The 12,820-nt window shown below is 47.5% G+C and carries 13 protein-coding genes; 6 read left to right on the top strand and 7 right to left on the bottom strand.

From position 1 onward, the window contains the following. Positions 1-3: 3 nt before the first annotated feature. Both K0504_RS05425 and K0504_RS05420 read right to left on the bottom strand, forming a co-directional pair. Positions 4-1,293, bottom strand: coding sequence for a hypothetical protein (locus K0504_RS05425; RefSeq protein WP_220103155.1), 1,290 nt, complete (start codon positions 1,291-1,293; stop codon positions 4-6). Between the two features lie 243 nt (positions 1,294-1,536). Next, positions 1,537-2,220, bottom strand: a complete 684-nt coding sequence (locus K0504_RS05420; RefSeq protein ID WP_220103154.1) for an oligogalacturonate-specific porin KdgM family protein — start codon at positions 2,218-2,220, stop codon at positions 1,537-1,539. A 287-nt stretch (positions 2,221-2,507) separates the two neighbouring features. On the opposite strand from K0504_RS05420, the gene K0504_RS05415 reads away from it, so the two are divergent. After that, positions 2,508-2,831: an antibiotic biosynthesis monooxygenase family protein gene (locus tag K0504_RS05415; RefSeq protein WP_220103153.1), complete on the top strand. Its 324-nt coding sequence runs from the start codon at positions 2,508-2,510 to the stop codon at positions 2,829-2,831. Between the two features lie 129 nt (positions 2,832-2,960). Then, positions 2,961-3,263, top strand: a complete 303-nt coding sequence (locus K0504_RS05410; protein ID WP_318837940.1) for a DUF3301 domain-containing protein — start codon at positions 2,961-2,963, stop codon at positions 3,261-3,263. A 248-nt stretch (positions 3,264-3,511) separates the two neighbouring features. On the opposite strand, the gene K0504_RS05405 is transcribed toward K0504_RS05410, so the two are convergent. Continuing rightward, a complete protein-coding gene (locus K0504_RS05405; RefSeq protein WP_220103151.1) occupies positions 3,512-4,774 on the bottom strand; it encodes a hypothetical protein in 1,263 nt (420 codons plus the stop codon). Positions 4,775-5,004: 230 nt separating this feature from the next. Between K0504_RS05405 and K0504_RS05400 the strand changes: the two genes are divergently transcribed. From K0504_RS05400 to K0504_RS05385, 4 genes are read left to right on the top strand one after another with little or no spacing between them, the layout of a single operon-like run. Further along, positions 5,005-5,517, top strand: a complete 513-nt coding sequence (locus K0504_RS05400; RefSeq protein ID WP_220103150.1) for a retropepsin-like aspartic protease family protein — start codon at positions 5,005-5,007, stop codon at positions 5,515-5,517. Between the two features lie 15 nt (positions 5,518-5,532). Further along, entirely contained in the window at positions 5,533-6,858 is a 1,326-nt protein-coding gene (locus K0504_RS05395) for a PqiA/YebS family transporter subunit (RefSeq protein WP_220103149.1), read from the top strand. After that, the gene (gene pqiB / locus K0504_RS05390) at positions 6,855-8,474 is read left to right on the top strand and encodes an intermembrane transport protein PqiB (protein WP_220103148.1); all 1,620 of its coding nucleotides are present in this window, start codon (positions 6,855-6,857) and stop codon (positions 8,472-8,474) included. Before K0504_RS05395 ends, pqiB begins: the two co-directional genes overlap by 4 nt. Continuing rightward, positions 8,471-9,043, top strand: a complete 573-nt coding sequence (locus K0504_RS05385) for a PqiC family protein (protein WP_220103147.1) — start codon at positions 8,471-8,473, stop codon at positions 9,041-9,043. The genes pqiB and K0504_RS05385 overlap by 4 nt, the downstream gene beginning before the upstream one ends. A gap of 83 nt (positions 9,044-9,126) precedes the next feature. Here the strand turns inward: K0504_RS05385 and K0504_RS05380 are convergent, their stop codons facing one another. The 4 genes from K0504_RS05380 to K0504_RS05365 all read right to left on the bottom strand — a co-directional run bounded on the left by K0504_RS05380 (position 9,127) and on the right by K0504_RS05365 (position 12,784). Next, a complete protein-coding gene (locus tag K0504_RS05380) occupies positions 9,127-10,371 on the bottom strand; it encodes an ROK family protein (RefSeq protein WP_220103146.1) in 1,245 nt (414 codons plus the stop codon). Between the two features lie 225 nt (positions 10,372-10,596). Further along, complete coding sequence (locus K0504_RS05375; protein ID WP_220103145.1) at positions 10,597-11,280, bottom strand: SapC family protein; 684 nt, start codon at positions 11,278-11,280, stop codon at positions 10,597-10,599. 346 nt (positions 11,281-11,626) lie between these two features. Next, positions 11,627-12,142 (bottom strand): hypothetical protein, encoded by a 516-nt coding sequence (locus K0504_RS05370; protein ID WP_220103144.1) that lies wholly within the window; start codon positions 12,140-12,142, stop codon positions 11,627-11,629. A gap of 27 nt (positions 12,143-12,169) precedes the next feature. Further along, positions 12,170-12,784, bottom strand: coding sequence for a class D sortase (locus K0504_RS05365; protein WP_220103143.1), 615 nt, complete (start codon positions 12,782-12,784; stop codon positions 12,170-12,172). Positions 12,785-12,820: the final 36 nt, after the last annotated feature.

Genomic DNA, 12,820 nt, shown 5'->3' with positions numbered 1-12,820 from the left:
TGCTTATTTACTGCTGGCGAAAAACGCGAGCATGTCATCTACCCACACTTTTTCATCCATGTTGCCGCAGTGGCCGCCATTTGGATAAACCCAGCCACGGTCGCCGAAGGTATCTTGTAAAAACTTAAGATCCGGGCCCGCTAGAATGATGTCATCGGCGTTGGTGACCATACCGATTTTACTCGATGTTTTGAGGTATTCTTCTAAGTCGACAAGGCTTAATCGTTTAATCATTTCCGCTCGAGTGACTGAGGCATCTTGCTCTTGATAGAACGGCACCATGCCTCGTTCAAAGTAGGTCAAAAAGCCTATTGAAGAGCCGCGAATGAAGGAGTGACTGGTACTTTCGAACTTACTGATGTGATGATTTTTATAGGTAACAGCACCTAGGTTTCTCATCACATCAATGGCGAAAATCATGTCGGTAGAACTTAACCGGAATGCTAAGCCAATGAGCTGTGAATACTCATGGTCATTCACTTTGGCTTCGATAAACATTTGGTACAGGAACTCAGGTGTTAGTTCCACACGGGTCGCATGGGAAATATTGTCGCCCACCCGTTCAAAGATACTATTTACCGTATTTCGTAAACCATCTTGGCCTACTGCTTCAACATAACCATCAAGGATAGTCACGGAGTTGTATAGGCTGACTGGCGGATTGACTAACAGCACTTTCTTAAAGTCGAAGACTTTCTGTTCTTCATCAAGTTTGCTGACAAATGCCGAATGTGCGCCACCTAGGCTGTAGCCGGTGAGGTAGTAATCAGTCACTTGTAGCTTATCGCCTAGCTTGTCCTGAGCGTGAGCTAGGGTTTTCTGCATGACCTTATAAATTTCTTCGGCATCTTTAGCCAAATAGCCCGGCATTTTATCGTCCGAGGCGGTCACAATGAAGTTGGCGTGGGTCGGAGAGGTGATTGAAATGACGTTGTAACCAGCTTTGAAGAAAGCCTTTTCCAACGCAATCATCTTGCCGCCATTGTATTTACCGCCGGTGCCGGCAATAGAAAACACGAGTGGTGCGGGCTTTTCTTGATAGACGACCGAGTATTCAAACCCTTCGTGAAACCAAAATACTTCAGGGGTTTCTTGTTGGGGGAGGATATCAATAGTGAATTCTTTTCGATTTATATCGTCTGGCAATTCAGCTTTGAAGTCTGCTGGGGTGCCAAACACCGTAGCTTTGAACGGGTCTGAGAACGGGAATTGGTAATCTTGAGTGGCTGGCGCGCTTTGCGCAGTTCCAGCAGCTCCCAATAACAGCGCCCCGACAAGTAAGATCCTTTTCATATGATTATTTCCACACGCATTGTAGTTTTAGGCTGTTGTCTTTCATGACCAATTCAGTATGCCGCATGAATACTAAAAATAAAGCTGGTTTGTTAAATTTGTTAGGAACTTAAGTGGTTTTTTATGAAATGGCGGAGCCGTGTGATGGTGTTACAGAAGTCAAGCCGCCAAAAGCGGCTTTATAGCAGAACATGGTGGTGCGCATTGCCGCTGTTCGTAAATAACAAGAAAGCGGCGTAGCGGCTATTTGAATGATACTCGGATACCCGCACGCATACGTAGTTCGCGGTCGTCAGATTGGTTGCTTACTGAAATATCGCCGAGTTCAAAAAATGGCGCCCAGTTACCAACTGCGCGGTAACGGAAGCTGAAGTTTTGCTCCCAGTTTTTGCGGTCGCCGTTGTAAAGGTGGTAATTGGAATTATCGGAGTAATACACATTGCCTTCGTAACTTGCGGCCCACTTCTGAAAGTTATAACCCGCTACAAAAGTAAGGCGGTGGCGGAATTTATTGACGGTTTCATGGGGCTTAATATCGAGGCGGTAACGACCACTCAACGACAACATTTTGTCCCAGCTAGGCCGATACGTTAAACGAAGTTGCGGCTTGTATGTTTCGTTACCGTTTGATGTTTCAACAGGCATGCCAGGACTCAAGCGCCACTGTGGGCTTAACGTGTAGTCATATGCAATGGAGAATTCCTTTGCATAGGCTTCCACATCTTTCATGAAATCTTGAGAGTCTTTACTGCGAAATTTAACTTCTAAGCCAACGCTGACATTGCTATCAAATTTGTGATCAACCTTCATGCGGCTGGTGTGTTCTTGGCGGTTAGATTTATATTCGTGCCGAATATTGAATGATGCATGGACCGTGTTTGACACGAACAGCACCAAAATAAGCAGCAAGAAGCGTGATAATGTCATAAAACTCACTTTTCCTTCAGTGGTTTTGAGGGAGAAACGTGGCGAATTCAGGGCCGCCAATGCTCAGGAAGTTGGTTCTCAACCTACCGCCTACTCAGAATTAACAACACTATAGCGATAGTTACCATATATTGAAATCCCGTTTTACTTGAAAATGATGGGTAACAAGTTGTTTAAACTGTGGTTTGCCCCTCATAGAAAATATTAAATTTGAGTGATCACTCATCTTTGAATGATAAGCACCCTGCTATAAATCAAAACAAGTTAGAAAAGCAGTGAGGTGGCTTATGTTTCACGTACTTTATCGTTGGCAGTTAAAACCGGGTAAAGAGCAGGATTTTCAAGAAGGCTGGAGTGAGGTCGTCCATCGTAATGTCAATATGTATGGTGCGCTTGGCTCGAAGCTCAGTAAGTGCAGCGATGGCTGGTGGCGTTCATTGTCCTATTGGCCGAGCGAAGGACACTGGCTCAAAGCGCTACGATTGGATGACTCAGACCAACAGGCTCGGCAAAAAATGATGTCTGCCATCTTAGTCAAAGAGCCGCCGGTGACCATGACTCCGGTATTGGATCACGTCATTGCCAGTAAAGTTGAGCACAAGGACTACTAGCTCAGGTAATGTGATCGCCAACTAACGGTTGCATTGTCTTGACGATATGTAACTCTATGCGCCTTTGTTGTGACTAACGCTATTGTTGAAGTTCGGGTGTGAGAGTTAATGGTTTTTGATTTGTCATCTGTGATTATCTTGATGTGCCTTGCTGCCGTTGCTGTGATTTGGTGGAAGGCTAAAGAGGCACAAGAGCGGGCGCTCAAAGCGGCCCGGGCTTATTGCAAAAACTTAGGTCTGCAACTGTTAGATGAATGCGTTGTTCAGGGCCATTGGCATTTTCGGCGAGGTGACTCGAGCTTTTTGGTTGTCGAACGTATTTATCAATTTGAATTTACGTCAACAGGTTACGAGCGCTATGTTGGCGAAGTCATTATGCGCGGGGCGAAACTCGTTTCGGTTCATGTTGAGCCTCATGTGGTTCAGTATTAAGTCAATTTTACCTGGTTTGCGAGCTGAAGATTTAGCGCCTTTGCCAAACCAATCTCACTCGTCGCATCAATCGCCATACTTTCTCGTACTATCAACCTGCTTATTTTTCTCTAGCTACTTCTAGTCGCGAATCGTGTTGGCTGTTCGCCACCTGACAACAATAAAACGGCTATCGGTGACTATCTAAATCTAAGGCGCTTTATTCTGTTCAAATGGCGCGGGCTAACGTTACTCGATTAAGGCAGGCGCTAATGACCTACCGGTAGGCGTAACTCGTCATCTTGTTTCGCTTCGCTTGTTGGCTTCGCCAGTAAACTCAACGACTGCGCCGAGAGTAATGTTCTTGAGGTACACCAAGCGACATCGTTCGGCAGCGCTTGAGGGGCATCAAGGCTATCGAGGTGATTGTTAATGGCCGTTGCTTGATCTGGCAGCATTAGGCTGATGACTTGTTGTGCTCGGGCTTTCACTAAATTGTTGGCGATACGGCCGCGCTGGCCCCAGCCGATTGTTTTTTCGCAGTAGCTGTCGTTGTCTTGATGCAAAAAAGCCACATCTCGCAATGCGTCGAGGGTATAAGACATCAACGCCTCTTCAAACAACATGGCGATGTCTTCTGAACTGGTGTAGTAGTTGTACATGTCCGAGGCGCCGTCGAGCTCAAACATTGCACCGGCGTCTGGAGCCGTAAGTGCAAGCAACACTGAACTGGCATCATCGCCGCCAAACAGCACGTCGGCCAAATTTTTCAGGGTGGTATAAATCAGTGGATAGTCGCCAACCACGCGCTGTTGAATACTGAGGCCATCGTCGAAAACCTGATCGATCAGATCGTAAAAGGAATCGTCGCCGAAAGGCTGCATGAGTTGGCTCAGAACATCGGGTGGCAAATAATCATTGGCATGCGCAAGTTCGTGATAGAGCAGGTTGGTTAGCCCAGGCACTATGTCGGCAAAGCTACGGGTGTCATCGCCATCGGAAAAATTACTGGTGGTGATATAGTTGCCCGCATCGTCAACATAGCGCCAACCGGTGTCCAAAACTAACTCACTGCCATAGCCGCTGCGATAATCAGGGCTATCATCAATCGTTGCGTACTCAGTTGGGCTCAGCCACAAATATGCCGGATCAATATACATGGCGCCCGTTAGCGGATGATAAAACGCAGGGCGAATATCATAGGCAATGACAATGGCCGATAGCGGATCAAACATCGCGATTAAGCTGGGAGACGCTTGTTGCAAGAAGGTTTCAATACGCGCGGCCATCCAGTCGTGGCTGACCACCACTCGGTCCATAATGGCATCAACATCTGCGCTACTTGACCCCGCTCCAATTGGCGGTAGCACATCGGCGTAGCAAGATTTTTCATCCTGATAGGCGTTAACACATTCAACGAGCACATCGCTGTAGCTGCTGGTCTGATATGGGTAAATGGATTCAAGCTCGGTTGTTGGCCCTTCACTCGTTGTACCTGAAGATGACGAGCCGCCACCGCATGCAGTTATCAACGAGCATACGCAACATATGAACAAGTGATGAAACTTCATGTAACTGAACCCCTTGTTGAAACTATCGTTAAAGGTGTTAATGGGTTGCAAACATGTTATCGAGTTATGATGATTGCAGCTAGTAGTTAACTATTTTTGCCGTAAATTTATAGGCTTAGTTATTCGCGGCACTGGCTAATAATGATTAAAACGAAGTAAGGTTAGCGGCAGAACTGTCGTAGGAGCGCATCATGACCAAGCAAATAGACTCAACCAAATCCATGGGCCGAACCATGGCGGTAATGGCGTGGTTGTGTTTCTTTGTGTTGGCTGGTTGGTTTTTCAATGACTACCTCAGTGACAAGCAACAACCAAATCGTGGCCTTAATTTGAGCGATTCTCAGCAACTAGAACTTGTGCGCAACCGAGCTGGGCACTACATTGCACCGGGAGAGATTAACGGTGTGGCGGTGCAATTTTTATTAGATACCGGCGCGACCTACTTAAGTATTCCACAGCACATTGCTGATCAAGCGGGTTTGCGGCAGGGTAAAGCCAGTGTGGTGAGTACTGCCAATGGTCGTATTCGAGTGTACCGAACGATAGCGGATGAAGTACGCTTAGGCGGTTTGCAACGACGCCAAGTTGAAGCCTTTATTAATCCTGCAGAGCAGGGTGGTGTGGTGCTACTTGGTATGAGCTTTTTGAAGTATTTTCAATGGCGTCAGATTGATGATAGGTTAATCCTTACGCCGCAAAATTAATGGACTGACTTATTCGTGAGCGGACACCCTACTAGCTTAGATTCGGCGACAATTTCAGCCCACGAGGCTGATTCTGAACACCCCGTTGCTGAGACTCCTGCGATTGCTCAAACGGCCTGCGAAGAATGTGATCATGTGATTGCAGACGCAGTGGCAGAAGCAGGCGATGCCGTTCATTGCCCACGTTGTCATCATCATATTTCCGTCGTTCATACCGCTCCGGCTATTGCGCCGTTGGCATACGCCAGCGCAGCCATAATGATGCTGATCGCGACGTTAATGTATTCGTTCATGTCATTTTCATCGGCGGGTCACACCGTCACGATGGACTTTGCTCAGACCCTCCGAAGTTTAGTGAGTTATGGCTACAACGAGTTGGCCTTATTGCTATTTGTCACCTTAGTTATTTTCCCTATCGGCTTTTTACTCATCACGGTTTACTTGCATGGCGCGCTACTGTTTAAGTTGCAGCCCATATTCGTTCGCCCTTGCTTGTTGATGTTGGGCCAAAGTAAACATTGGCTCATGGTTGATGTTTTTCTGATTGGCATCTTAGTTTCATTGGTAAAAGTCATGGGCATGGCTGACGTTGGATTCGGTTTAAGTTTCTGGGCGTTTTGCTTATTTACCGTGCTGTTGGTAAAAACCACTATCGTGACCGACTTGCCTTGGCTATGGCAGCAATTGGTGTCGCAACCGAAGCCAGTACCTGTTGAAAACAAACACCCGTCTGCGCTGAGAAATGGCTTTCAGCTTTGCCATTATTGCGGCAATTTGAATGCCGTTGGCGTGGATGAATGCCCGCGCTGCGATCATAAAGTTCACGCTAGAAAAGACCCTAAACTCGATCGAGTCCTAGCTTTGTTGATTGCTTCGATGGTGCTTTACATTCCCGCTAATATTTTACCCATTATGGACACCAGCCTGCTCGGTGGCTCCGATCCAGCCACGATCATGGGCGGTGTCATCTTGCTATGGCAACTCAAATCGTATCCAGTTGCCATGGTTATTTTCATCGCTAGCGTGATGGTGCCTTTGGCTAAAATGGTCGCCATTGCTTGGTTAGCTTATGTCGTGAAGTCGGACCGTTCTCATGATCCGAAGCGACAGTTGAAGCTATACCGAATGACTGAGTTTGTTGGCCGATGGTCAATGATTGATGTGTTCGTCGTGGCCATTCTGGCGGCCTTAATTCGTATCGATGGTTTGATTGCAATCTACCCGGGGCCGGCCACTGTGTCGTTTGCCGGTGTCGTGATTTTGACCATGATTTCAGCAATGAGCTTTGATCCGCGTTTAATCTGGGATGATGGCAACTCCAAGGAGACTAGTAGTTCATGAGCAAGGCAAAGATTTCTTCGGTCTGGTTTGTGCCTATCGTAGCAGCACTGATCGGGCTATGGATGGCTTATCAACATTACAGCAGTTTAGGCCCGTTGATCACCATCACCATGCCAAATGCTGAGGGTTTAACAGCCGGTAAAACCACACTAAAAGCGCGCTCTGTGAATATCGGTAAAATCGAATCGATAGTGCTCAGCGACGACTATTCTCACACCGTAGTTAATGCCCGTATCGAGAAGCCATACGCCGGCATGTTAGTGGAAGATAGTGAACTTTGGGTGGTTAAGCCCAGAGTTGGACGTGGCGGCGTGTCTGGCCTGACAACGATTCTCTCGGGGGCTTACATTGAGGTGCGTCCTGGAGATAGTAAAAAGGCGCGCGATCTCTACCAGATATTGAAAGAGCCGCCGCTCGGCGACCCCGACCGCCAAGGTTTGCGTTTGAGCTTGCAAAGTGAAGGGAATAAATCCGTTGAGGCGGGCACTCCAGTCAATTATAAAGGATTTGAAGTTGGGCAAATTGAACAGGTTAGTTACAACACTGAGTCGGGCAACATTGATTACAAAATCTTTATCGAATCGCCATTTGATGAATTAATTGCCAGTAATACCAAGTTTTGGATCCAGTCGGCGATTTCACTAAAAATGAATACCGAAGGTCTGAGTGTGCAAATGGACTCCATGGAAAGTTTGCTTAGTGGCGGTGTCACGTTTGGCCTCAGCAGCGATGAGCGACCTATTGGCGAAGTGACCGAAGGGGATTTATTCCGCTTATACGAATCTGAAAAACGCGCCACTGAAGGCAATTTCGACTTCTACAAGCCTTACCTGTTGTTCTTAGAAGAGTCGATTGCGAATTTGGGTCCCGACTCGCCGGTCGAGTTTCGCGGTATTCGCGTTGGCTCGGTTATCGAAGCGCCGTATCGCCGCCGCACTGAATCTGAATTGATGTCGAAAAACGGCATTATTCCAATTCTTGTGCACATTGAATTCGAACGCTGGAATGCGAAAGATGAATTACCAACGACCGAAGAGTGGCAAGCCGAACTCAATAGTATGATTGAGCGTGGCATGCGCGCCACCATCCAAACCGGTAACTTACTGACCGGCGCACGTTATATTGATCTCGACTTTTACGACAACGCACCGCCACTTTCGGCAGAGCTGACTCGTGTTGCTCGCGTTGCCGATATGGAAATGCTGCCGAGTATGTCCAGCGGTTTAGTCCGGATGGGCGAGCAGATTGTTGGAATTCTGAGCAAAATCGAAGAGCTGCCGCTCGAACAAACGGTTGCTGAGCTCAATAACACCCTGAGCAATGCAACCAGTGCCATGGCAAGTTTCGACGGCACCATGAGCAAGCTCGATACTATTTTGATAGACGAAGAGTCCAATTCAGACATGAAAGCAACATTGGACCAATTACAAACAACATTAGCCAGTTATGATGCCAATAGTGCATTGCATCAAGACATGCGTGAGACAGTGAAGTCGTTGCAACACGTCTTGTGGGAGCTTAAACCACTGCTGGAAATGGTGAACCAAAAACCGGATTCATTTGTATTTGGCGGCCAGGTCGAAGATCCGATTTTGAATGAGGATGAAGCGCCATGAGAACTTTAGTTATTTCTGCTACCGCGTTATTGAGCTTGCTGTTGGCGGGCTGTGCTTCGCCGCCTAAACAGGCCAACCAATATTCGTTAGTGGCCAGCCCTGTTGGTGAGCTAGCCAACGTTAACAACGATGTGTCTGGCATGATGGAAGTGCGTCGGGTCCTCGTGGCGGATTACCTTGATGATCCGCGCCTGATGGCCCAAGTTGGCGACAACAAGCTGCTTAGTTTGCCCCGTCAGCGCTGGGCGTCCCCCTTGTCTCGTGAATTAGCTGCGCTCACCGTTGAAACCATGTCCCACGCATTGCCTCAGGTCAAAGTGTTAAATGGCGCCGATCTTGAGCATGAAACCATGTTGTTTGATGTTGAAGTGAATCGTTTTCACTTGATTTCCGACTCGCAATTACGCGTTGCTGGGCGTTATCAAATAAAGCAGGCAAATGGTGACTACGTGACCGGCGAGTTTCTGCGAGAGGCTTCTTTTAGCCCAGGCAACTACGATGAGGCCGTTAGTCAAATGCGTAGCATTTGGATTGAAGAGATCACCAAGGTCGCTTTAACGATCAAGTAGCATAGAATGACATGATAAAAAGCCTGACTTCGGTCAGGCTTTTTTTGTGGTCGCTTGCGAACGCTCGCGTGGAAGCATAACGGCTAAGGGGTTGGTTGGCCGTGTATCTGATCAATCATGTACTGCAACAAATGGCCCTTGTTGAGCGCTCGTCGAATGAGTGCAAATGGCGCCAGCAAACTATGCCGTTCAATTTTTGATGCTTCGATGGGCAGATCCTTGATGAAGCTGGCCATGGTTTGGCGTTGCAGGGTTGCTTCTAAAACCGGTTTGATGACACCCCAAGCTTCGGTAATGTGGCCACCGATGACAATTTCCTGCGGATTAAGCAAATTAATAGTCGTGGCGAGTGCTTTAGCAAGGTTTTCCGCAACATCGGTTAGAACCCGAATAGCCAACTCATCGCCTTGGTTTGCCGCATCGCAGACTGTTGAGACGGTTAAATTGTCTGGATTTAGTGACGTGCTATAGCCAGACTCAAACAGTTGTTGAACGCGCTGAACAATTGCTTTGTTCGATGCGATTGTTTCCAAGCAGCCAAAATTCCCGCAGTGGCAGCGTTCGCCTAACGGGTTTACTTGAATATGGCCGATCTCGCCACGGTTTTGAGCTTGTCCCAATAAAACTGCGCCATCAATAATGATGCCGGCTCCAATACCATTGTGTAGCCTGACAACAATCACATCCTGACAATCTTTAGCGCAACCGAAATAATGCTCGGCTAAGGCTAGTGCTCGAATGTTATTTCCCAAATAACTGGGAACATGAAAGACCTTACTGATTTGCTCCGTCAGCGCTAAGGGCTCAGCTAAATTGATGTGTGGTAGATAATGCACGATACCGGCCAGGGTGTTGACCAAACCCGGACTGGTCATTGCAATGGCCATTAGATCCTTGTCCGGATCTTTATGTTGCGCGAGCAAGGTGGAGATTTCATCGGTAATTCGCGCAACTAATTGCTCTCCGTTGCTGGCATTCAAGGGGACTTCTCGACTGGCCAATACCGAGCCAGATAAATCACATAAGCCGGTGTGTAGCGTGGTACGGCCAATACGCACGGCAACAATTTGGTGATTGTCGGTGCGGGTTTGCAAATTGATGGGGCGACGTCCGCCAGTCGATTGTTGTGCGTTCACTTCATGGAGTAAGCCGCATGCAATCAGTTGGCGAGAAATTTTAGTAATGCTTGCCGGTGCCAAATGCGCCAGCTCAGCTAGCTCTATACGAGAAATGGGCCCAGCTTGAGATGCTAGCTGATAAACCAAGCCTGTGGTTGTTTGTTTGTCATGTACCTTTAACGAGGGCACTCCGTTGTATGTCGTGCTCATGGATAGTCGCAAATGAAGAATAAGAGAAAGAAGCTAGCCTAAAGGACGGAAGCCGATATGAGAATGCTTAAAATCAACTTGTTTAACAATTTTTACCGCAGCGCTACGCACCAGAAGAGGCGTGAGCATTTACAACAAGCCAACTCAATAGATTAAGTTGTTTGCAGAGTTCAATAAAAACGGCCCCTTTAAGGAGCCGTTTTGGAGTTTCATTGCAAGCTACGATTAGTCGCGCAGCAAGTTTTGAATCTGACCTAAAGAGCACAGGTGAATGTAAATCAGGCCTAAGAAGCCAGATTTATTCAGTTGTAGTACTTGCTCGTCGGTGAGGTTCTTAAATTTCTCTTCATCAACAATGCTGATGCCTGTTACTTCGTGCTTAGAGCCATCTTTACGTTGGATGTTGAGGTTTGATGGGCGCATCAGCTCAAGTTCTACCAACTTTTTGATGAAAGCTTCGGTCGCAGCTTCTTGTTGCATCAGGTTTTCAATTGAACCAATGATACCTTTGAAGTACTCAGACTGTTCGCCTTTCTCATTAAACAGGGCTTCGCCTTCTGTCTCTGAAACGCGGTCATCACCTTGGTTCAAACAAACCACTGGCTTGTCATCGCTGCTGATGAAGAACGGGCCACGAGCGAAGTTGTGAGGCAGGTAAGCTGCTGTCCACTTGCCGTCTTGCACAAATTTGTTTTCGTTAGGTTGAACCGAGAACATGGCAACAACTTTATAGTTCTTGGATTCTGGCTCTTGGATGAAAACGATTGGGAACGAGCACGCTGCACGAGAAAATTCATGAACCACGAGAGGAGAAATGTGGCGGTTGGCAAACGCATTGAAATCTGACAATGGCTTGATTTTAGTATTAGCGTGTTCTTTGAAGGTGATCGGTGCGATATTTACTGCCACGACGATAAGTCCTATCTAGTACGATGAAAAATATTGGAAGCCGCATGCTATCAACTTTTACAACAACTGCCAGTGCTAACAGCCAAAAATTGTGAACAAACCGGCTGTTCAGGCTTGTGGACATTGTTTTACATCAAGCGATACGCCTGTGATGGGGCTATTTGAAGGGTAATTAAGCTCTGTGCGGGGACGGTGAAAGAGGCGGCGGCAAGCCTTAACGGGGTTTGCTCAACATTGCTAGGCAAATAATCAGGCCGCGGAGAAGGCGGAGTGCCATGCAATGCCGCAGGGTCGTTTCAAACACGACGCGCTGCGGCAAGAAATGTATGACGTACGCGAGCGCTAGTTAGCGGCGGCGTAAACGACGGGCGAAGCCTGCAACAACTAACAAGCCTGCGCCTAACATGCCAACAAGAGGCCAAACACTGGCAGTTTTTGGCATCTCAGCGGCCATTTCCACAGCTTCTTCTGAATCAACCGAAGCTAGCTCAAACCGATCGCTTGGAATATAGATGTTCATCTTGTAGCCAGAGTAGAGCTCACGCCATGTTGTGGCTTTGCCACCGGCCATAATCGAAATTGGTGCTTCTGGTACAAAGCTATGCATCTTGCGGGCGCCATCATTCTGCTCGATGCGCAAACGAACTCGCTTACCGGTGATGCTGACAAATTCGGCTTTCATTTTCACAAACATAGCACCATCTTTTTCGATGACGCCTTGGCATGATTGTGGCGCTTCAGGGAAAGCTGCCAACACATCTGGATGCCATTCCACATCCGAACAGTCAGCCGCTTGGGCGGCCAATGGCGCTGCAGCAATGGCTAGTGCGGCTAAGGTCATTCGTAATTTACGGAGTTCCATGTTTTATTTCCTTTTTAATGTGTGCTTTTAGAGGGCATTTGGGTCGTCAATAAGGCTGGCTTTGACGATGTATCGCTGTGGCGCACTACCCACAAAATAAAAGGGGTAGCATGTGATTAAGGTGAGCTCTGGCTGTTCGGCGGTGCGTAATAATCGAGTGTCGTCTGGCTCTACAATCAGAACCTTATTCACTTGGTAAATTTCACTCACACCGTCTGAATTGCGAACGCGAATGGTGTCATTGGTTTCAATGTCGGCAAGGCCGCGAAAATAACTGTCGCGATGCGCAGCAATAGCTAGGTTGTTGGCTCCGGCGCCAGCAACTAAACCTGCGCCCCGGTTGAGGTTGAGTTCACTAGTATCGAAATACACAGGAACCTTGATATCAACGGCATCGATTTCCAGCAGCGCCATCACTTCTTCGTTCGCTTGCTGCAATGTTTTTTGGTATTTGTTCTTGGCGGAATCTGACCAAAGCGAGGTGTCGGGTTGAAATTGAGTGAGTGACTGCTCAAACGCTTCTATATCAGCTTGGCCTGCGACAGTGGCATGTAAGCGCGATGCAATAAACAACGACAGTAAGATCACACCGATAAAGGCGCAGCTGCGTTCTAACCAAAGTAAAATTTGAGACTGTTGCATTGCCACATGTGTTTTAAAATTGCTCTGCTATAAGTT

It is taken from the genome of Neiella holothuriorum (assembly GCF_019457915.1).
In the GTDB taxonomy this organism is placed as follows: Bacteria; Pseudomonadota; Gammaproteobacteria; order Enterobacterales; family Neiellaceae; genus Neiella; species Neiella holothuriorum.
Note: the sequence above shows the minus strand (reverse complement) of the source record. Positions and strands in the feature narration are given on the sequence as shown.

Excerpts from the sequence above, each read along its gene's own strand:
- K0504_RS05400 (WP_220103150.1), top strand. The coding sequence starts at position 5,005 with ATGACCAAGCAAATAGACTCAACCAAATCCATGGGCCGAACCATGGCG.
- K0504_RS05365 (WP_220103143.1), bottom strand. The coding sequence starts at position 12,784 with ATGCAACAGTCTCAAATTTTACTTTGGTTAGAACGCAGCTGCGCCTTT.
- pqiB (WP_220103148.1), top strand. The coding sequence starts at position 6,855 with ATGAGCAAGGCAAAGATTTCTTCGGTCTGGTTTGTGCCTATCGTAGCA.
- K0504_RS05380 (WP_220103146.1), bottom strand. The coding sequence starts at position 10,371 with ATGAGCACGACATACAACGGAGTGCCCTCGTTAAAGGTACATGACAAA.
- K0504_RS05420 (WP_220103154.1), bottom strand. The coding sequence starts at position 2,220 with ATGACATTATCACGCTTCTTGCTGCTTATTTTGGTGCTGTTCGTGTCA.
- K0504_RS05425 (WP_220103155.1), bottom strand. The coding sequence starts at position 1,293 with ATGAAAAGGATCTTACTTGTCGGGGCGCTGTTATTGGGAGCTGCTGGA.
- K0504_RS05385 (WP_220103147.1), top strand. The coding sequence starts at position 8,471 with ATGAGAACTTTAGTTATTTCTGCTACCGCGTTATTGAGCTTGCTGTTG.
- K0504_RS05370 (WP_220103144.1), bottom strand. The coding sequence starts at position 12,142 with ATGGAACTCCGTAAATTACGAATGACCTTAGCCGCACTAGCCATTGCT.
- K0504_RS05415 (WP_220103153.1), top strand. The coding sequence starts at position 2,508 with ATGTTTCACGTACTTTATCGTTGGCAGTTAAAACCGGGTAAAGAGCAG.